Here is an 18,582-nt window from a genome sequence, read left to right as displayed (position 1 = left end):
AACTCCCGGCGAACCCGAAGGCCAGTTGCGTTCAGGTCTTATCGTCCAGCCTACAGTGACTGTTGTCACATATAGGCGGCGTTCGTGTGTGCTTGCAGGTGCAAAGGTAGATTTCGTCATCTTTTTCCGCCTCGAACACCAGAGGATCGAGGCCTGTTCCCACATGACTGCCGTCACAAAAGGGCTGGCTGGCCGAGCGCCCACAGGCGCACCACGCGTATATCTCACCCTCTTTGACTTCGACTTTCACCGGCGCATTCCCTGCACGGCGGACTAGTGAATGACTCATGACCGATCCTCCCGCTATGTCGCTAAAATTAGGCGACTCTGGGAGGTCGGTCAAACTCAGGACTCCTCAGACTCCTGTTGCTCGAGATTCAAGCGACGTATCTTGTCGGCCAACGGACCACCGTGCCGCGTACCTTTACGGCCCGCTTCTGCGTCACGCTCCGCTCGGGACTGAGTCGCCTGAGCCTTCTCATACATCGATTTATGCTTCTTCCGGTCACGCAGTGCCTTTTGCTTACGCGCTTCTTTGCTGGTCGGGTCCGCCAGACGCTCCTGTTTCTTGGGCTTCTGCTCCAGCACTGCCATAAAACTACCCAGACGGCGCTGCTTCTTGTTACGACTCACTTTCTGTTTTCTCCTCGGCCGCCGCTTCTGCTGCCGCCTGTTCCGCTTCTATTCGCTTTTGTTCCCACTCTGCCACCGTCTCAAACGTGACAGGACCCAGCTTACCGGCCCTAAGTTCGGTCAGCAGGATGTCGGCAGCCTTGTATAGATCAACCACACCACCCGGCTTTAAACAGCCACGCTTACGGCCCACTTCGTTCAATAACGCCTCAGCACCCTCCGGTAGTGCTTTCAACCGATAGCGCTCCATCAGGAGGCCGGGATACTCGGCCAGCAGAAATCCTGCGGCATAGGTCGCAACGGATTCATATTCTATGGCGGTGTCCTTAATCGCCCCGCTGGCCGCCAGGCGGTAGGCCGAATCCTCATCCTCAATCTTAGGCCAGAGTATTCCGGGCGTATCGGACAGCGCCATACCGTTGTACACGCTATAACGCTTTTGGCCACGGGTGACAGCAGGCTCATTGCCTACTTTGGCGATACGGCGCCCTAGCAGAGCATTGATCAGCGTCGACTTGCCTACGTTCGGAATACCCATGATCATGGCGCGAACCGGGCGACCGGCACGTACGCGTGCAGGCACTGTCTCCTTACACAACGTCGGAATCTTCTGAACCAGCTTCTTTTGTGCTGTATCCATCGCGATGGCAGTGACGCCCTCCTGCGAATTCAGATAGTCCAGCCACTGTCGTGTCCGTCCCGGATCGGCCAGATCCTGTTTGTTCAACAATTTTATGACAGGCTTGCCACGGCGGAGTTTATCGACCAAAGGGTTTTCACTGGAGCGCGGCAGACGCGCATCCAGCACTTCGATAACCACATCGACCTCATCCATTAGCTCCGCAATTTCCTTGCGGGCTTTATGCATGTGACCGGGAAACCAGTTGATTCGTGTCATATCTACTTCATTTTTCAGGCTAGCCGCATAGTATACTCTTCGACGGGCATACAAGCAGCACGCACAACAGATGCCCCAAGGTTAAACACAAGTTAAAATCACCGCCTAACCCAAGGGAAGGACCAATCCCCATGTCATACGAACTCGATCCCGGACAGGCGATGATCGCACGCCACCCCATTTTCGATAGCCAACAGCGGGTTATCGCCTATGAGCTGAACTACCACCGGGACACAAACCTTGGCGATATGATGGCGATGGACCCGGATGCAAGCTCAAGTTCCGAGGTTATTCTCAGCACCTACACCAGCATCAGCGACCAGGGCGAGGTTAAACGAGTACCGGCATTTTTACCGATACCACTTGATATGGTGAATAACGGCACCATGCCCAAGCTGCCGGCAAAACAGGTTGTACTTATGATAAGCGCACCCGCTGGCCGCCACGAAGAGTGCGCGAAGGCGCTGGCACAGATCATAAAAGATGGGTATCGCGTCACGCTCGAGATAGGCAGCTATACGCCGGATCTTGCGCCACTCATCAAGCTCGCCAATATCGTCAAGCTCGATGTGAGCCTGATGACAGAGGATGAGCTTAAGTCTAAGGTGCGCGAACTGCTCCCGCACAAGGTGACATTACTGGCGTCGAACATACAGTCCATCGAGCAGTTGGAACTTTGCATCGAAGCCGGATTCAAGCTCTTCGAGGGCTCATTCCTGAGTCGCCCCAAGGTGATCAAAGGGCGGCGCGTCAGTGCAAACCAGGTCGCGCTCATGCAGCTTATTCAGGAACTGCAAAAACCCAGCACCAAACCTGAAGTACTGGAAGAATTGATCATTCGCGACCCGGTACTCACCTTCAAGTTGCTGCGTATCGTCAACTCTGCCGCCTATTCACTTGTCCGCAAAGTCGAGTCTATAGCAGAAGCTGTCGTACTCCTGGGCATGGATCAGGTGCGCAAGTGGGCAACACTGATTGCCATGACGAACCAGGACAACAAGCCTGAAGAACTGTCACGCGCACTGCTTATTCGTGGGCGCATGTGCGAACTGATAGCCGAGGGCGAGAAAAAGCCTAACCCGGGCTCCTACTTCATGACCGGTATGATGTCAGGGCTTCACGTAATGCTCGATATCGACCAACAGACGATGCTCGAGCAGGTCCCGCTGGGAGATGACATTAAGGCGGCCATCGCCCAGCACGAAGGGGACATGGGGCGTGTACTGGAGCTGGCAACGGCGTACGAAAACGGCGACTGGGAAAAGTTGCCTGCCGATTTCAACGTCACTCTATTCGAAAGCGCCTATCGCAACAGTCTGAACTGGGCCAAAGAGTCGATGCAGGCGATGTTCGAATAACCTCGATAAACGAACACAAAAAAGCGACCCCAGGGGTCGCTTTTTCTTTTGCTTGGAACTCAGTCCTGAGGCGCAGCCTTGGACTGCTCCTGCTGCTCATAGATCAGAATTGGTTCGGATGTACCTTCAATTACACCCTCATCGATCACAACCTTGCCCACTCCGTCCATAGATGGGAGCTGGTACATGGTTTCCAGCAGCGTCGCCTCCAGAATAGAACGAAGGCCACGGGCGCCGGTACGACGCTCCAACGCATGACGAGCAACCGCTTTAAGCGCATCCGCACGGAAATCGACTTCGACGCCTTCCATATCGAACAACGCCTGATACTGACGAACGAGACTATGCTTGGGCTCGGTCAGAATCTGGATCAGCGCTTCTTCATCAAGCTCTGAGAGCGTCGCCACCATTGGCAAACGTCCAACGAACTCAGGAATCAGGCCATACTTCACCAGATCCTCGGCCTCCACGTCGTGCAACACCTCGGCCAGTCGGCTCTCATCCTTGCTCTTGACGGTCGCGTTAAAACCGATAGAGCTGCGCTCACTGCGACCGCGAATGATTTTCTCGAGGCCAGCAAAAGCGCCGCCACAGATAAACAGGATATTGGACGTATCAACCTGCAGGAACTCCTGCTGCGGATGCTTGCGCCCCCCTTGCGGCGGAACAGAGGCCACGGTGCCTTCAATCAGCTTCAGCAGCGCCTGCTGAACACCCTCACCCGATACATCGCGTGTTATAGACGGGTTATCAGACTTACGAGACACCTTGTCGATTTCGTCGATATAGACAATACCGAGCTGAGCTTTTTCAACATCATAATCGCACTTCTGCAACAGCTTCTGGATGATGTTCTCAACATCTTCACCGACATAGCCAGCTTCCGTGAGCGTTGTTGCATCTGCGATTGTGAACGGAACATTCAACAAACGTGCGAGAGTCTGAGCAAGCAAGGTTTTACCGCTGCCGGTCGGCCCGATCAGCAAAATATTGCTCTTGCCAAGCTCAACGTCGCCCTTGCCCTTGCCCTGGAAACGCAGACGCTTGTAATGGTTGTAAACGGCAACCGCGAGCACCTTCTTGGCCCGCTCCTGACCGATTACGTAGTCGTCAAGCGTTTGCTTGATCTCGGCCGGCGTCGGCAACTTCTCGCTAGGCGCCTGGTCTTCGTTATCCTGAATCTCTTCACTGATAATATCATTACAGAGATCGACACACTCATCGCAGATAAAGACAGACGGGCCTGCGATCAGCTTTTTCACTTCATCCTGGCTTTTGCCACAGAAAGAGCAGAACAGCTTGCTGCCGCTTCCGCCTTTACCGCTGATCTCATCCGACATTCTGATACCTCAAAAACCTTTGATCTCCATTTTCGATATGCGTCCCCTCGCCCGTTTTTCAAGGTGGGCAAGGGGAAAGCAGAGCAATCCTTACTCTGCGATTGTTCGGCGCTCAAGCACCGAGTCAATCAGACCGTACTCCACGGCAGCACCCGGATCCATGAAATTGTCACGATCCGTGTCGCGGGAAATGGCCTCAACATCCTGACCGGTGTGATGAGCCAGTATGTTATTCAGTTTATTACGGATGGTGAGAATTTCACGCGTATGTATCTCAATATCCGTAGCCTGCCCCTGATAGCCACCCAGCGGCTGGTGAATCATCATGCGCGAATTAGGCAGCGCAAAGCGCTTGCCTGCGGCACCGCCCGCGAGCAGCAACGCGCCCATGGAAGCCGCTTGACCGATACACATGGTGCTTACATCCGGCTTGATGAACTGCATCGTATCGTAGATTGCGAGTCCCGCCGTTACCGAGCCACCAGGTGAGTTGATGTAGAGATGAATATCCTTGTCAGGATTTTCAGCCTCCAGGAACAACAACTGCGCAACGATTAGGTTAGCCATATGGTCTTCGACCTGGCCCACCATGAAAATTACCCGCTCTTTAAGCAGACGGGAGTATATATCGTATGCGCGCTCACCTCGTGAACTTTGTTCAACCACCATCGGCACCAAGCCGCTGTTGGTAATGCCACTGGAACGCCCATTCAAGATGTCCGTCATATTCACTTCTCCTTAGAGCCTTTGAAAGCAAAAACGACAGTTAGCCGCCGCCAACTGTCGTTTTCGAGATTTCGGCGCCCCACCGGGGTGGACGTTTGAGCGCTTATGTCGCGATGGCTTACTCGCCCGCTTCAGCGTCGGCAGTCTCTGCTGCCTGCTGTGCTGGCTTGATCGCCTCTTCGTAGCTGACTTCTGTCTCGGAGACTTTAGCAGATGCGACCAGCTGATCAACTACCTGATCTTCGAGAACCATGCTTTTGATCTGATTCAGGATCTGCTCGTTACCGTTGTACCATTCGATAACCTGCTGCGGCTCCTGATAAGTTTCAGCCATCTCGGCGATGGTCTGCTGAACACGCTCGTCGTCAACCTTAACTTCGCTCGCCTTCACGACTTCCTGAACCAGCAGGCCAACGGTTACACGACGCTTAGCCTGAGCTTCAAACATCTCTTTGGGCAGAGTATTCGGATCGATCTGAGAGTTCGGGCCACCGAACTGCTGAACAGCCTGGCGACGCAGGTTGTCGATCTCTTCATCGATCAGAGCGGCCGGCACATCGATACCGTTCAGTTCAACCAGCTTGTTGAACACCTGCTCTTTCAGCTTGGTTTTCAGCGCGTGCTTGAGTTCACGCTCCATGTTCTTGCGTACTTCCGCGCGGAACGCATCCGCCTCGGTCGCTTCGATACCGAACTTGGCAAAGAATTCAGTATTAAGTTCCGGCAGTTCAGAACCGGAAACACTCTGCACCTTCACTTTGAATACCGCCGGCTTACCCTTCAGGTTCTCGGCGTGGTAGTCCTCCGGGAAAGTCACGTTCAGCTCGACGTCCGCACCTGCTGTTGCACCGATCAAGCCAGCTTCAAAGCCCGGGATCATAGAGTTGGAGCCCAGAACCAGGTCCATACCCTCAGCCTTGCCACCATCGAACGCTTCGCCATCGATGAAGCCTTCGAAATCGATGCGCAGACGATCACCGTCTTCAGCCGCACGCTCAACCTCAACCCAGTTAGCCTGTTGCTTGCGCAGAGTCTCGATCATCTGATCGACGTCTTCGTCTTTGATCTCGGCAGACTGCTTGGTGATCTCAGCAGACGAGAAGTCTGCCAGTTCGATCTGCGGATACACTTCAAAGGTCGCAACAAACTGCAGATCTTCGCCTTCTTTATCGTTTTTGAGGTCGATGCTCGGGCCGCCAGCCGGCTTGAGCTCTTCCTGCTGAACCGCTTTGTAGAAGCTTTCCTGAACAACGCGGTTCAGGACGTCATAGCGGATAGCATCACCGTACATACGCTTGATAACTTTCGGCGGCACTTTACCCGGGCGGAAACCATCCATGCGGCGAGTCCGGGCCTGCTGCATAACCTGTTTATCCACGTCCTGATCAATTCGCTCGGCGGGGACCGTAATGGTCATCTGACGCTCAAGGCCGGAAGTCGTTTCGACAGAAACTTGCATGAAATTCCTCACAAATACATTGCAGCGTTTATAGCGACCTGCGATCGCGCCTGCGATTCCCCTGTTTCGACACACATTGATGCGTATCCGATCTTGGCGAAACCAGACATCCGACTCACAGAGCCTGAAATCGTAAAGCGCAAAATTGTCCGGCAATCAAGGGTATTAGTCAAGCGATAGCCCTGCTCCGCGGCAGCCTGACCCCAGACCCAAGCGGACAACTGACACACACGCAAAAACCGCCTTACGGCGTTATAAAAGAGATTGGGGTTGCTTTGCACTGAGAAAGGGATGGGGTGGATGATGGGGCTTGAACCCACGACCGCCGGAATCACAATCCGGAGCTCTGCCAACTGAGCTACATCCACCACTGTATGGAAATGGTGCGGAAGGAGAGACTCGAACTCTCACGCCTTGCGGCACCGGAACCTAAATCCGGCGTGTATACCAATTTCACCACTTCCGCATATGAACGCACTGTGTACGCCATGAAAAGTGCTGAGGAATGGGGTGGATGATGGGGCTTGAACCCACGACCGCCGGAATCACAATCCGGAGCTCTGCCAACTGAGCTACATCCACCATAACCTACTGCACTACTGGACCCCGTATTTGCCGTGCAAGTGGCGCGCCCGGCAGGGCTCGAACCTGCAACCTACGGCTTAGAAGGCCGTTGCTCTATCCAATTGAGCTACGGGCGCCTCTTGCAGTCCAGCCTTCACAACCAACCGAATAGGCCCCGTCGCGAAGTGGTGCGTATCCTAAGGGAGGCGACCGTGGCCGTCAATAGCGAGATGCAATTTTTTTAACAGAAACAATGATCTGTGCGATTTATGCACAACCCCCTGATTACTCAGGGGGTTTCGCCATACGACTTAGCCTTCTCGATACCAACTGGTACCTTCTCGACTGTCCTTAAGGATTACCCCTTGCTCTGCAAGCGCATCCCGAATGCGGTCCGACTCGGCGAAATCCTTGTTTTTGCGCGCCTCCTTGCGGGCCAAAATCTGCTCTTCGATTTCGGCTGCCGAAATCTCGCCGGCGCGATCTTCTCCCTGCAGGAAGCTTTCTGGGTTCTGCTGCAGCAGCCCCAACACTCCACCCAAGCGCTTGAGCTGCGCCGAGAGACCACCCGCGTTTGCTTTATTCTCCCGCACGGCCTTGTTAAGTTCGGTCACGAGATCGAACAAGACTGCCATTGCGCGCGGCGTATTGAAGTCGTCATCCATCGCCTCCTGGAAACGCGCCTCGAAATCGGTATCGAGTTCACGCTCATCGCCTTCGGGTGCATCTCGAAGCGCCTGGTAGAAGCGCTCCAGCGCCTGCCGGGCCTCCCGCAAGCTCTCTTCCGAGTAATCGATGAAGCTGCGGTAGTGAACAGAGGACAGGAAGTAGCGCACCACTTCTGCATTATATTTTTCAAGCACATCGCGAATCGTGAAGAAATTACCCAAGGACTTGGACATCTTCTCCTGATTAACCCTCACCGGCCCCGCATGCATCCAGTAATTCACATAGGTGCAACCGTTTGCCGCTTCTGACTGCGCGATCTCATTCTCGTGATGAGGAAACGGCAAGTCGGGTCCGCCACCGTGTATATCGAAGGTTTCACCCAAGCAGCATTTTGACATGGCAGAGCATTCGATATGCCAGCCGGGACGGCCTGCTCCCCAGGGCGACTCCCAGCTGACCTCACCGGGCTTTGCCGCCTTCCACAGTACGAAGTCCAGCGGGCTTTCCTTCGACTCCCCGACCTCGACTCGCGCACCGGAACGCAGCTCATCAATGACCTTATTAGTCAGGCGGCCATAGTGCTCAAACTTTTCGACACGGTAGTAAACATCTCCGTTGTCAGCGGCGTAAGCGTACCCCTTGTCGATCAGCGTCTGAACCAGCTCGATAATATCGTCAATGTGGGCCGTCGCACGCGGCTCCATATCAGGGCGGAGCACACTGAGACGGTCTTCATCCTCATGCATGGCTGCGATCATACGCTCGGTCAACGCATCAACCGACTCACCATTTTCCGCAGCCCGCTTGATGATCTTGTCGTCAACGTCGGTGATGTTACGTACATAGGTAACATCCCAACCCCGGTAGCGCAGATACCGCGTGATCAGATCGAAACACACCATCACCCTTGCATGGCCAATATGGCAGTAGTCGTACACGGTGATGCCACAGACATACATCCGTATCCGCCCCTTTTCCAGCGGCGTAAAGGGAGATTTGGTTTTTGTCAGTGTATTGTGGATTTGCAGCATTAAATTTCGCCAATTACATAAAGTATTCAGAATTCGTGTGTATCACTGGAGCCTGACCAAGCCAAGCCGGGCCTCACCGAGCAGACTGCTCTCTCGCGTCAGCAGCAGATCATCCCCGCGCCATGCAATTGCCTCCCACTGTCCAGAGGGCCACAACATGTATCGCCTGGCTTCTACCCACTTCGGTCGCCCCTGAGAAACAGGTACCCGCCAAATGAATGTATCGCTATTCAGGCGACCATAGGTATAGCCCAATACAACCAGTTCGTTACGACGCGGGCTGTAATCCATGCCGGTGGTCAAACCTTCTACAGGCCATGTCTCCTGCGAGACAACAGACTGACCATCCATATCAGGCACGATTGTGTACAGTCGGGATGTCGAACTCTGCCAACCCTTGGTCAGCATCCATATTTTCCCGTCGACCGCCGCAATCGCTTCGCAATCGTTGTCATGAGCATGCGCTCCCAACACCGGGGCTGCATCTGACAGCCTGAACTCGATGCGCGATGCCGGCACTTCGCTTTCGCCAGCCGCTCGCCTGAGCGCATCCCAGGAAACAGTGTAGAGCTCCAGCCACTCTCGCCGACCGCTGTTATTGCCGCAATCGGCAACGAAAAGGCTGGATTCGTCCGCCGCCATCGACTCCCAGTCGATGTTGACGCCCCCTTCCAGCCTCACACGTTTTTCCAGATTGCCCGTCGGACTCAGCTTATAAACCCAAGGCCCGTTGCCACTATCGTTCAGCGTCCAGATCGATTCGCCATCCAGCGCAAGCCCCGAGGTTTCGACAATCGGCTCCCCAAGGAACCCCAGTGTCTCAACTGAAAGATACCCCTCATGTCCGGCCCCCGGCAGTGCTGCGCATCCCGTCAACAATAAGATCGCACTGACAGCCAGAGAGCGGTACACCATATTACTTCGCCTGGATCTTCGCCCAGGAATCCCTCAGACCAACCGTTCGGTTAAACACCATCCGGCTTTCAGTCGTATCGGGATCAACGCAGAAGTACCCCTGACGCTCGAACTGATAGCGACTCTCAACGGCAGCGTGCTTGAGCCCAATCTCCACGTGAGCACGCGGATACACCACCAGTGACTCGGGATTGATAAACTCGTGGAAATCACGCTCTTTATCGCCATCCGGGTTAGCTTCAGTAAACAGGCGATCGTATGCACGCACTTCACAGGGAACCGAGTTATCCGCCGATACCCAGTGAATAACGCCGTTGGGCTTATAGTCGGTCGGATTGGCGCCTTTGGTTTCCGGATCGAAACTCGCCTTGAGCTCTACCACCTCGCCGTTCGCATCCCGAATGACCTCTTCGCAACGAACAACATAGGCCCCGCGCAAACGTACGGCCTGACCAGGCGCCAGACGCTTCCACTTTTTTGGCGGTTCCTGAGCAAAGTCTTCGCGCTCAATCAGAAGATTGCGCGTGAAAGGCACCTTGCGCACGCCCATGGACTCATCCTTCGGGTGCGCGGGCAGTTCGAACCACTCCTGCTCACCCTCCGGCTGATTGATGATAGTCAGCTTGATGGGGTCCAGCACGCACATTGCACGCGGCGCATTCGTATCAAGATCTTCTCTGACCGCCGCTTCCAGCATGCCCATATCGACGATGCCATTGGAGCGCGTCACGCCGATCATGTCGCAGAAATTCCGGATCGATGCCGGGGTATACCCTCTGCGGCGCAGGCCGGAGATGGTGGGCATGCGCGGATCGTTCCAACCGTTCACCTTGTTTTCGTCAACAAGCAGCTTCAATTTGCGCTTGCTGGTTACGGTGTAGTTGAGGTTAAGTCGCGCGAATTCATACTGCCGAGGTGTAACCGGCACAGGCAGATTGGCGACGAACCAGTCATACAATGGGCGGTGATCTTCGAACTCCAGCGTACAGATAGAGTGCGTAACACCCTCCAACGCATCCGATTGCCCATGTGCAAAATCATAGGAGGGGTAGATGCACCACTTGTCACCGCTCTGGTGATGGTGCGCCTTGCGCACGCGATAAATCACCGGATCGCGCAGGTTTATGTTCGCCGCCGCCATGTCGATCTTGGCACGCAGAACGCATTCGCCCTCATCAAAGGCGCCATCACGCATCTTGGCAAACAGGTCGAGGTTCTCTTCAACACTACGTTCACGGTACGGGCTGTTTTTGCCAGGCTCCGTCAGCGTGCCGCGATACTCGCGCATCTCATGGGCGCTGAGGCTGTCAACATATGCCTTGCCCTCTTTGATCAGGTGCACGGCCCACTCATACAGCGTATCGAAGTAATCCGACGTGTAGCGGATATCGCCAGACCACTCAAAGCCAAGCCAACGAACGTCAGATACAATTGAGTCAATATACTCCTGACTCTCCTTCTCCGGATTGGTATCGTCGAACCGAAGATTGCACTGACCGCCATACTTCAGCGCGGTACCGAAGTTGAGGCAAATCGATTTGGCATGCCCGATATGCAGATAACCATTAGGCTCCGGCGGAAAACGGGTAACAACCTTACCGTCGTTCGCTCCGTTTTTGAGATCCTCTTCGATAATCTGATGAATAAAGTTGGTCGGCTTGGTAGTGTCGTTTTTGGTCATATCCGCGTCTTGTCGATACTGTGTTGACGCAGCCGCACTCGGTCAAACGGCGGCTGAAACCCTGGCGCGCCATTATAACCGTAGATTCATTGTCAAAGCACTGCCGCCAGCGCCTCGATATGTGTTGCCATATTGACTCATACAATTACGACTTGAGTATAATGGCCTGTCTAATAACTAAATAACGGAACGGGACCAGCCTACATGATCACCCTGCACACCAATCATGGCGATATCAAGCTTGAGCTGAACTACGAGAAAGCCCCGAAAACCGCGGCCAATTTCGAGCAATATGTGCGTGAAGGCTTCTACGACGGTGTGATCTTCCATCGTGTGATCGATGGATTCATGATCCAGGGCGGCGGGTTTGAACCTGGCATGGTAAGCAAAAAAACCCGCGACCCTATCGAAAACGAAGCGGACAACGGGCTCTCCAACAAAACCGGCACGCTCGCCATGGCACGCACCATGGACCCGCATTCAGCCTCGGCACAATTTTTCATCAACGTATCGGATAACCTATTCCTCGACCACACCGCCAAGACCACAGAAGGCTGGGGCTACGCCGTGTTTGGTGAAATAAAAGAAGGAATGGATGTCATCAACAAGATTAAGTCCGTACGCACCACGATGCGCGCAGGTCACCAGGATGTGCCTGTTGAAGATGTCATCATTGAGCGCGCCGTGATCGAGACAGAGGACGACGAAGGCTAAGTATGCGCCATCTGTTTGTCGCGGATCTTCATCTGCAACCCGAACGCCCGGAGATATTCCGGGCGTTTCGTTATTTCCTCGACCACATTGCCAAAGCGGGCGATACACTCTATCTGCTTGGCGATATCTTCGAATACTGGATCGGCGACGACGCGCCATTGCCCGGCCTATCCCCCCTGTTTGATCAACTGAACACCCTCAGTTCAGGCGGGAGCAGCATCTATTTCCAGCATGGGAACCGAGATTTTCTGGTCGGCCAGGCACTGATGAACAGGATTGGAGGCAAGTTACTGCCCGAAGAAACAGTCATTGCACTGCCACAGGGCCCTGCTCTCATTATGCACGGCGACCAGCTATGCACCGATGACATCGCATATCAGGAATTTAGAACACTGGTGAGAAACTCCGACTGGCAGAGCACATTCCTGGCACAATCTCCTGAACAACGAGAAGCGATTGCACGCCAAATGCGCCAGCAAAGTCAGCAACAAGGCGGTATGAAAGCAGAATCGATCATGGACGTTAACCCTGAAGCGGTCTGCGAAACCATGACACGGCACGGAGTCGAGCTGCTCATCCACGGCCACACCCACCGGCCAAAAATACATCAAGACCAGATATCACAAGGGCGCGGCGAACGGATCGTACTTGGCGACTGGTCCGAAAGCGGATGGTATTTGTTGGTAGACAACGGCGGGCGAAGGCTTGTGACCTTCACCCCTGACAAAGATTAAGCCGCAACATCTTCCTGGGCAGGGGCGCCGCTATGAAAACGGAACTCCTCATCAGGCTCTTCCACCAGCTGTTTTTCCAACGCCCTGAAATGAGCGATTCGATCGTCGATAGGCTCACCCGCATACGCCTCGGCCAACGAGAGGTAATCCTGGTAATGCCGCCCCTCTGACTTGAGCAGAGACCTGTAGAACTTGGCCAGCTCATCATCCAGGTAAGGCGCCAGTGCCGCGAATCGTTCGCATGAGCGCGCCTCAATAAACGCCCCGATGATCAACAGATCAATCAAACGCCCGGGTTCACTGGTTCTAACCGACTGCCGGAGCCCAGCGGCATAACGGGATGGCGACATGTGGCCATATTGAATACCACGCGCCTCCATCAATGCCAAGCACTGCTCGAAATGTATCAGCTCTTCACGCGCAAGCCGGGACATCTTATTGAGCAGATCGCTGCGATCAACATAGCGAAACATCAGGTTCATCGCCGTCGACGCTGCTTTCTTTTCGCAATGCGCATGATCGATCAACAATATCGGCAACGACTCGGGGTTCGCGGCTTTCTCTATCCAACTCTTGGGGGTGGGGCAAGCCAGAAAGGCAAGTATCTCGTTGAGCGCGTCCATTAGACCATCTTTAACCGCCGCTGATTGATTGAAATCGAATTGAAAAGTCTGCTAAACGGGAGCGGCTTACGCTTAACCTACAGGCGTGAATTTTATCAGAGTGAGACCGTTATTCGCCATTATTCGCCATGCTATCCCTGTGGGATATCCCAATTGCGGCTCGACATCCGCCGCGCGATACTAGTGCTCGATCTATTAGAAACCCAAGGTACGAAGGACACCATGCCCAAGTCGATGAAACGGATATTGACGACCGCCCTCCTCAGCCTCGCCGCTACCGGCTGTGCTGTCTCTCCCACCGGGGAGAAGACGCTGCTACTGAACTCTTCCGCGCAAATGAATTCGATTGGATCCCAATCCTTCGAAGAGATGAAAAAGCAAAAGCCCATCGAGCAGGATGCCAAAACCAACAAGTACGTCGCTTGCATAGCGAATGCCATCGTCGCGCAGGTGCCCAGAGAGTACGGCTATCAACCAAGCCAGTGGGAACTGGTGGTATTCAAGAGCGATGATAAAAACGCCTTTGCACTACCCGGGGCAAAAATTGGCGTGTATACCGGCATGATCAAGCTGGCAAAGAACCACCACCAGCTGGCATCGGTAATCGGCCACGAGGTGGCACATGTTCTGGCCCAGCACAGCAATGCCCGGCTGAGTCAGCAACAGCTTACCCAGCTGGGCCTGGCCACCACCTCGCTTATTTTAGGGGAAACGGTGGACTCCACTACCCGACAGGCAGCCCTCAATGCAGTGGGACTGGGCGCCCAATACGGCATTCTGCTTCCCTATAGCCGACGACACGAGAGCGAGGCAGACCAACTGGGCCAGGAGTTGATGGCAAAGGCCGGCTTCGATCCCCGGGAAGCCGCGGCACTTTGGCAGGAGATGTCAAAGCAGGGAGGTGCAACACCGCCTGAGTTTCTGTCGACGCACCCGGCTCCAGCAACCCGCATACAGCAGTTAAGCGCGCAGGCTGACACCTACCTTCCCGTTTGGCGAGAGGCTATTAACAACGGCCGTCACCCGGACTGCGATCGTTTCAAACCCTACTAAACTAAAAAGCGGACATCATGCGCTGCTGACGTCCGCTTCTTGCGTCATCCCCGCTCGCCAAGAGCGGCTTGAAAAATCAAATCGTCAATGTATCGATTAGATCAATCATGAACTCGGTCTGTTCGACGCTCATCGCCTCCCAGCGCGAAAGCCCCATACTTTCCAACACACCCGCCCCTTTCTCGTCGGTATGCATATCGACAAGCATTCGGCTAAGGTCGTCAAATCGGTCCTGCAGGCTCGGACCTACAAGCAAAGCATGATGCACAACGCTGATCTGACTGCTGACCAAAACGCGCATTTGCCCCTTGATCAGATCGGACAACTCGTCAAAGCCCTGCTTAAGGAAGAAGCCGACGTCAGCCTCGCCACGCAGCAACGCCTTCGCCACGAGAATATACGTATCGTATTCACGCTGGCTGATATTGCTTGAATCGAGATCCGCGGGCTCAAGCATTATCATACCGATAGTATGTACATCAGGATCTGCCGTTGTTGCCAGACGAGACCCCGCCATAAGATCTTCAACAGATTCAACACTGCTGTTTGCGGGAACAACGACTACCGCCTCATCCCTGGTCCCTGCCGGCCGAGCGACCGCCTTGAACCCCTGCTCCCGTACCAGCATCGACGCGTCGTAAGGGTTGGCGTATATCAGGTCGATTTTTCCGGCCCTGATCTGCTCACGCTGCTCGTCGAAACTGTCGAACAACTCAAGATGAATGTCAGTACCGAGGTTTCGCTGCAGCCAAGTATTGAAATAAAACCAGCCCGACATGTGGTCCGGTGCAAAATCAGGACTCACCGTAAAATTAAAAGGCATATCCGTTCCCCTATTTCAACGTGACGTAGAGCGCCTCACTCTCGGCGATCTTGCTGCGAGAGGGCTTGCGCCTTACCGAGGTATAGCCAACCAGCTTACCTTCCCTCACATTGGGGATGACGGTTGCTTTAACCCAGTAATACCGCCCATCCTTGCGCAGGTTTTTCACATATCCCTGCCACTTCTCGCCGCCCTCGATCGTATCCCACAGCCCCTTGAACGCGACTGCGGGCATATCCGGGTGACGCAGGATATTGTGATTAGCGCCGATCAATTCATCACGGCTATAAGCAGACATATCGACAAATGCCTGATTCACATGGGTAATAATGCCCTTGGTATTCGTCCGCGAAACGATCAGCTTACCGTCAGGGAACGGGACCTCTTCATCAACGATCTCGGCTACTCGCTCGCTACCATCGAAGTATTTGATCAGCTCTTCTCGGACTGACCCCGTATCCTTTTCAGACATATTGCGACTCCTTTAACACAAGCCTGCACGCCTCTCTTGCCTCAGAGAACCTTACCAATCGCTTCCGCTGCACGCTTTACGTCGAGAAAGATCAAGCCCAGGCGAGCATTTGGCTTTGCCACCACCGTCAGCACCGATTCGGCATTGGCATGTGTCATCAGGATGTAGCCCTGATCCCCTTTGACAAGCACCTGCTCGAGCTCACCTCGCGCCAGCTCGCGTGCGGTACGCTCACCCAAAGAGAGGATAGCGGCGCTCATTGCACCCACCCTGTCTTCGTCCATACCTGCCGGCAGCAGTGAGTCGATTACCAAGCCATCGGTTGAAATTACGGCACATGCCTCGATTTCGGTCGAGGTACCGTTCAAATCACGCAAAATCGTGTTCAACATTTCCGCGCGCATGAAAATCTCCTTTTCCACTGCTAGTTCTTAATGATCCAGATAGCGCCGGATCAACACTGAGGTCAGATCTACGAATGGCTGCCGGTTCAGATACGGCATACCCTCGATAATTAACAAAAATTTTTCACGACCGATGGTCAGTACCCAGAAACCCAGGTCACTCTGACCGACCGCGTTAACCAGTGCCCACGAACAACCGTAAAGGCCAAGGTGGTTGTTGATCAGACTGGTATGACGTTCGCTAAGCATCATGATATCGGCCGCGAGCCCCGCCACGGCTTCTTCGTCAGCAGGTTCGAACCCTTTCTGGGCCAATGAAAAACCCTGCTCATCGGAGAGCAGCACCTTTCCCTCGCCCAGAGGAGCAATCAGGTCCGGCAGTATCCTTTCCAGTGAGCCATTAACGATTTCATGCGGGTTGGCCATCAGCTCAATAAAGTTGCGTGAATGCATATCAACCAAGAGCTGTTGTGCATCATCAGCGCCAAGTCCCGTCAGCCGCTCCAGCAACGCCGGAATGTAGGGAACGGGGGTATCGGAACTCAGTAATTGCAAAAGCAACGCACGCATATTATCCGGCTCGCCACTAAAAGTGGCATAGTAAGCTCCTGCAGGAAGCACCTGAAAATAAAGCGTTTCGTCGCTATCACTGAGTGGCTTGATGGATTGAGCGCTCATGCGTCATCTCCTTATCTACGCTCGAATAATCCGGCCGCATCAGCCGCGGCCATAAACGAAAATACATACCGTTGGGGAAGTTTAAGCAGCTGCACTATATCAAGTGCACTTCGGCTGTCTGCCGCCCAGGCCTTGGCAATGTTTTCTGCCTGAGGCGTCAACATGAAGCGCTTAAGATTAGTCGTATCTGAAATGCGGTACTTAGCTGCCGGATCGAGATGGTCGGGCACACGCCCGGCAGCGGTGAACAGCGCAAGCACCCAAAGCATCTGATCGCGCTTGACGATGGGATCAATGGGCGTGGTCACATCGACAGGCTCACACCCAAGCTCACCGATACCAAATCGACTGCTGGCCATCTGCACCAATAGATCAGGATCAAGGTCATAACTGAACAGATCCCTATCGGGATAGTAGATGAAGTCTCCGGGGATTCCGGTCACCTGCATGGGCGTTTCCTGCTCCTGTGCAAGTGAGACCATCTTGGTGACCTGATCGATGAAACGCCCGGCCACTGAAAATAGGATCCGCTTTTTCCAGCCCGGCAACTCAGGATCAAGATCAGGCAAAGAGCCGCACGCACGGCGCATTAGCATATCCCGTTCTGCATCACTCCATCGCAACACCAAACGCGATTTGGAGGCGTCGCGCACCGTATTGAGCGCTTTCGGTTTTGGCGCCGGCTTCGGTGCGGACACTCCTGCCTCGGCAATCAGCGCCTTTAGCTCAGACGGATCCATCTTCAGCGACGCGGCCTTTTGCGGCGTTTCATTCAAAGCAGATCGGTTCGCACCGGAAACACCTTTACGCAGCTCGTCGAGGACACGCTTAAGTGCCGAGCGGAGATTGGGAATCTCCAGCGGCCTTTGCAGTTCGAGCATTCCCTTGGGTGCTTTGAGATCATCGACAACTACGATGACCGGACACGTATCACGCGTCTTGTACCAGTGAAGAAACTGCTTGGCGTCCGACTCGGAGCCGAGATTGACCAGAAGTGATGCCGATTTTTCCGGTGCGGCCAATGTCAATCCTGGGTTATTTGAGCTCCCGAAGAACACTTCGAGCATATTCAGCTCTCGCCCGGAGAAACCGAGCAAGCCAATAGAAAGTCCGTTTAAACTCATTACAGGGCAACCGCCAGAGGCATTCCGCCATTACTTAGCACTGACTCACCCTGAGACAGGGTACGCAGCCGCTCGATGTTTCCAGAATCTGTCACCTGTCGCATCAGTCTTAAATGCGCTGGCTGTAACAGCGGCTTTGACTGATCCAACATCCGGTTAATCAAATAGCGTCCTCGACCGTGGAGAACTAGAATCAGATCGATAAGCGCACCTGTCAGATGTTCGGAGTCCCGGCTTTTGATCGCCAAGTAGACTCGACGAATATGATTGCGCAACTGTTTGGGCCGCGCTGCCACTCTGCGCTGCAGGTATCGCAAAACGATCACGTTCTGATCGCCACGGTAGATAAGATGACTATCTTCCTGAATCCGGAACAGTTCGAGCTGACGATTGATCTGGAATTGCAAAGCGCCTCCCCCAAGCGGAGTATCCGACGGGTCGACTATAGGCAAATTCATGGACAATCCTCCATGTTCCAAACAGGTGTATGGTGGGTTATACGTTGGTCGCAGGCTACAAGCAACCTTCGCGTAACTTTAGTTGATACGCGTCAAAGAGCACAAACAAAGGGATGCTAGACCCAAAGTCTAAGGCTCTAGATTGTCGACAAACTTAACTTTAAGCCCCCCTTCAGCTAAAATCCGCGTCGCCAAACACAAAATCGATACCTAGTCGATAAGTCG

The 18,582-nt window shown here is 54.1% G+C and carries 20 protein-coding genes and 4 tRNA genes; 4 read left to right on the top strand and 20 right to left on the bottom strand.

Annotated features, from left to right (window positions below; translation table 11 throughout):
• Positions 1-31: 31 nt before the first annotated feature.
• From ADIMK_RS21685 to ylqF, 3 genes are read right to left on the bottom strand one after another with little or no spacing between them, the layout of a single operon-like run.
• The gene (locus tag ADIMK_RS21685) at positions 32-289 is read right to left on the bottom strand and encodes a CDGSH iron-sulfur domain-containing protein (protein WP_081849744.1); all 258 of its coding nucleotides are present in this window, start codon (positions 287-289) and stop codon (positions 32-34) included.
• A 56-nt stretch (positions 290-345) separates the two neighbouring features.
• Positions 346-633: a hypothetical protein gene (locus tag ADIMK_RS10015; protein WP_036187156.1), complete on the bottom strand. Its 288-nt coding sequence runs from the start codon at positions 631-633 to the stop codon at positions 346-348.
• Positions 623-1,531, bottom strand: coding sequence for a ribosome biogenesis GTPase YlqF (gene ylqF, locus ADIMK_RS10010; RefSeq protein WP_036187153.1), 909 nt, complete (start codon positions 1,529-1,531; stop codon positions 623-625). The genes ADIMK_RS10015 and ylqF overlap by 11 nt, the downstream gene beginning before the upstream one ends.
• A 131-nt stretch (positions 1,532-1,662) precedes the next feature.
• Here ylqF and ADIMK_RS10005 point away from each other — a divergent pair, with 131 nt between their 5' ends.
• On the top strand, positions 1,663-2,889 hold the full coding sequence (locus tag ADIMK_RS10005) for an EAL and HDOD domain-containing protein (RefSeq protein WP_036187150.1): 1,227 nt from the start codon (positions 1,663-1,665) through the stop codon (positions 2,887-2,889).
• A gap of 59 nt (positions 2,890-2,948) precedes the next feature.
• Here ADIMK_RS10005 and clpX read toward each other — a convergent pair whose 3' ends face one another.
• From clpX to ADIMK_RS09955, 10 genes are all read right to left on the bottom strand, one after another.
• On the bottom strand, positions 2,949-4,229 hold the full coding sequence (gene clpX / locus ADIMK_RS10000) for an ATP-dependent Clp protease ATP-binding subunit ClpX (RefSeq protein WP_036187147.1): 1,281 nt from the start codon (positions 4,227-4,229) through the stop codon (positions 2,949-2,951).
• Positions 4,230-4,319: 90 nt separating this feature from the next.
• A complete protein-coding gene (gene clpP, locus ADIMK_RS09995) occupies positions 4,320-4,955 on the bottom strand; it encodes an ATP-dependent Clp endopeptidase proteolytic subunit ClpP (protein ID WP_036187144.1) in 636 nt (211 codons plus the stop codon).
• A gap of 118 nt (positions 4,956-5,073) precedes the next feature.
• Positions 5,074-6,414 carry a trigger factor gene (gene tig, locus ADIMK_RS09990; protein ID WP_036187141.1) on the bottom strand — a complete coding sequence of 447 codons (1,341 nt, stop codon included), beginning with the start codon at positions 6,412-6,414 and terminating at the stop codon, positions 5,074-5,076.
• Between the two features lie 292 nt (positions 6,415-6,706).
• Positions 6,707-6,782: transfer RNA gene (locus ADIMK_RS09985), tRNA-His, on the bottom strand.
• A gap of 13 nt (positions 6,783-6,795) precedes the next feature.
• Positions 6,796-6,880 (bottom strand) — tRNA-Leu (locus tag ADIMK_RS09980).
• Between the two features lie 40 nt (positions 6,881-6,920).
• Positions 6,921-6,996, bottom strand: a tRNA-His gene (locus tag ADIMK_RS09975).
• Positions 6,997-7,038: 42 nt separating this feature from the next.
• A tRNA-Arg gene (locus tag ADIMK_RS09970) sits at positions 7,039-7,115 on the bottom strand.
• Between the two features lie 174 nt (positions 7,116-7,289).
• Positions 7,290-8,678 carry a cysteine--tRNA ligase gene (gene cysS, locus ADIMK_RS09965; protein ID WP_036187138.1) on the bottom strand — a complete coding sequence of 463 codons (1,389 nt, stop codon included), beginning with the start codon at positions 8,676-8,678 and terminating at the stop codon, positions 7,290-7,292.
• Between the two features lie 42 nt (positions 8,679-8,720).
• Positions 8,721-9,593 carry a hypothetical protein gene (locus ADIMK_RS09960; protein ID WP_036187135.1) on the bottom strand — a complete coding sequence of 291 codons (873 nt, stop codon included), beginning with the start codon at positions 9,591-9,593 and terminating at the stop codon, positions 8,721-8,723.
• 1 nt (position 9,594) lies between these two features.
• A complete protein-coding gene (locus ADIMK_RS09955) occupies positions 9,595-11,274 on the bottom strand; it encodes a glutamine--tRNA ligase/YqeY domain fusion protein (protein WP_036187132.1) in 1,680 nt (559 codons plus the stop codon).
• 204 nt (positions 11,275-11,478) lie between these two features.
• Here ADIMK_RS09955 and ADIMK_RS09950 point away from each other — a divergent pair, with 204 nt between their 5' ends.
• Positions 11,479-11,988 carry a peptidylprolyl isomerase gene (locus tag ADIMK_RS09950; RefSeq protein WP_036187130.1) on the top strand — a complete coding sequence of 170 codons (510 nt, stop codon included), beginning with the start codon at positions 11,479-11,481 and terminating at the stop codon, positions 11,986-11,988.
• A 2-nt stretch (positions 11,989-11,990) separates the two neighbouring features.
• Positions 11,991-12,722, top strand: coding sequence for a UDP-2,3-diacylglucosamine diphosphatase (locus tag ADIMK_RS09945; protein WP_036187127.1), 732 nt, complete (start codon positions 11,991-11,993; stop codon positions 12,720-12,722).
• On the opposite strand, the gene ADIMK_RS09940 is transcribed toward ADIMK_RS09945, so the two are convergent.
• Positions 12,719-13,345 (bottom strand): MiaE family protein, encoded by a 627-nt coding sequence (locus ADIMK_RS09940; RefSeq protein WP_036187124.1) that lies wholly within the window; start codon positions 13,343-13,345, stop codon positions 12,719-12,721. The two genes, ADIMK_RS09945 and ADIMK_RS09940, sit on opposite strands and share 4 nt — an antisense overlap.
• Before the next feature lie 222 nt (positions 13,346-13,567).
• On the opposite strand from ADIMK_RS09940, the gene ADIMK_RS09935 reads away from it, so the two are divergent.
• Complete coding sequence (locus tag ADIMK_RS09935) at positions 13,568-14,398, top strand: M48 family metallopeptidase (RefSeq protein WP_051692837.1); 831 nt, start codon at positions 13,568-13,570, stop codon at positions 14,396-14,398.
• 76 nt (positions 14,399-14,474) lie between these two features.
• On the opposite strand, the gene ADIMK_RS09930 is transcribed toward ADIMK_RS09935, so the two are convergent.
• The 6 genes from ADIMK_RS09930 to ADIMK_RS09905 are packed head-to-tail and all read right to left on the bottom strand — an operon-like array spanning position 14,475 to position 18,357.
• Positions 14,475-15,221 carry a phosphate/phosphite/phosphonate ABC transporter substrate-binding protein gene (locus ADIMK_RS09930; RefSeq protein WP_036187121.1) on the bottom strand — a complete coding sequence of 249 codons (747 nt, stop codon included), beginning with the start codon at positions 15,219-15,221 and terminating at the stop codon, positions 14,475-14,477.
• 10 nt (positions 15,222-15,231) lie between these two features.
• On the bottom strand, positions 15,232-15,693 hold the full coding sequence (locus ADIMK_RS09925; RefSeq protein ID WP_036187118.1) for a PAS domain-containing protein: 462 nt from the start codon (positions 15,691-15,693) through the stop codon (positions 15,232-15,234).
• Between the two features lie 41 nt (positions 15,694-15,734).
• Positions 15,735-16,097: a roadblock/LC7 domain-containing protein gene (locus ADIMK_RS09920; protein ID WP_036187115.1), complete on the bottom strand. Its 363-nt coding sequence runs from the start codon at positions 16,095-16,097 to the stop codon at positions 15,735-15,737.
• Between the two features lie 27 nt (positions 16,098-16,124).
• A complete protein-coding gene (locus tag ADIMK_RS09915) occupies positions 16,125-16,775 on the bottom strand; it encodes a hypothetical protein (protein ID WP_231517033.1) in 651 nt (216 codons plus the stop codon).
• 11 nt (positions 16,776-16,786) lie between these two features.
• Positions 16,787-17,899 (bottom strand): hypothetical protein, encoded by a 1,113-nt coding sequence (locus tag ADIMK_RS09910; RefSeq protein ID WP_156042874.1) that lies wholly within the window; start codon positions 17,897-17,899, stop codon positions 16,787-16,789.
• Complete coding sequence (locus ADIMK_RS09905) at positions 17,899-18,357, bottom strand: hypothetical protein (protein ID WP_036187109.1); 459 nt, start codon at positions 18,355-18,357, stop codon at positions 17,899-17,901. Before ADIMK_RS09905 ends, ADIMK_RS09910 begins: the two co-directional genes overlap by 1 nt.
• Positions 18,358-18,582 lie beyond the last annotated feature (225 nt).

It is taken from the genome of Marinobacterium lacunae (assembly GCF_000705555.1).
GTDB lineage: Bacteria > Pseudomonadota > Gammaproteobacteria > Pseudomonadales > Balneatricaceae > Marinobacterium_D > Marinobacterium_D lacunae.
This window is presented reverse-complemented; position numbering and strand designations above follow the sequence as displayed.

Bases quoted from the DNA above. Each gene is read 5' to 3' on its own strand.
- ADIMK_RS09915 (WP_231517033.1), bottom strand. From the start codon at position 16,775: ATGAGCGCTCAATCCATCAAGCCACTCAGTGATAGCGACGAAACGCTT.
- ylqF (WP_036187153.1), bottom strand. From the start codon at position 1,531: ATGACACGAATCAACTGGTTTCCCGGTCACATGCATAAAGCCCGCAAG.
- ADIMK_RS09925 (WP_036187118.1), bottom strand. From the start codon at position 15,693: ATGTCTGAAAAGGATACGGGGTCAGTCCGAGAAGAGCTGATCAAATAC.
- ADIMK_RS09930 (WP_036187121.1), bottom strand. From the start codon at position 15,221: ATGCCTTTTAATTTTACGGTGAGTCCTGATTTTGCACCGGACCACATG.
- ADIMK_RS09935 (WP_051692837.1), top strand. From the start codon at position 13,568: ATGCCCAAGTCGATGAAACGGATATTGACGACCGCCCTCCTCAGCCTC.
- ADIMK_RS10005 (WP_036187150.1), top strand. From the start codon at position 1,663: ATGTCATACGAACTCGATCCCGGACAGGCGATGATCGCACGCCACCCC.
- ADIMK_RS09910 (WP_156042874.1), bottom strand. From the start codon at position 17,899: ATGAGTTTAAACGGACTTTCTATTGGCTTGCTCGGTTTCTCCGGGCGA.
- ADIMK_RS09960 (WP_036187135.1), bottom strand. From the start codon at position 9,593: ATGGTGTACCGCTCTCTGGCTGTCAGTGCGATCTTATTGTTGACGGGA.
- cysS (WP_036187138.1), bottom strand. From the start codon at position 8,678: ATGCTGCAAATCCACAATACACTGACAAAAACCAAATCTCCCTTTACG.
- ADIMK_RS09920 (WP_036187115.1), bottom strand. From the start codon at position 16,097: ATGCGCGCGGAAATGTTGAACACGATTTTGCGTGATTTGAACGGTACC.
- ADIMK_RS09940 (WP_036187124.1), bottom strand. From the start codon at position 13,345: ATGGACGCGCTCAACGAGATACTTGCCTTTCTGGCTTGCCCCACCCCC.
- ADIMK_RS09945 (WP_036187127.1), top strand. From the start codon at position 11,991: ATGCGCCATCTGTTTGTCGCGGATCTTCATCTGCAACCCGAACGCCCG.
- clpX (WP_036187147.1), bottom strand. From the start codon at position 4,229: ATGTCGGATGAGATCAGCGGTAAAGGCGGAAGCGGCAGCAAGCTGTTC.
- tig (WP_036187141.1), bottom strand. From the start codon at position 6,414: ATGCAAGTTTCTGTCGAAACGACTTCCGGCCTTGAGCGTCAGATGACC.
- ADIMK_RS09950 (WP_036187130.1), top strand. From the start codon at position 11,479: ATGATCACCCTGCACACCAATCATGGCGATATCAAGCTTGAGCTGAAC.
- ADIMK_RS21685 (WP_081849744.1), bottom strand. From the start codon at position 289: ATGAGTCATTCACTAGTCCGCCGTGCAGGGAATGCGCCGGTGAAAGTC.
- ADIMK_RS09955 (WP_036187132.1), bottom strand. From the start codon at position 11,274: ATGACCAAAAACGACACTACCAAGCCGACCAACTTTATTCATCAGATT.
- ADIMK_RS09905 (WP_036187109.1), bottom strand. From the start codon at position 18,357: ATGAATTTGCCTATAGTCGACCCGTCGGATACTCCGCTTGGGGGAGGC.
- clpP (WP_036187144.1), bottom strand. From the start codon at position 4,955: ATGACGGACATCTTGAATGGGCGTTCCAGTGGCATTACCAACAGCGGC.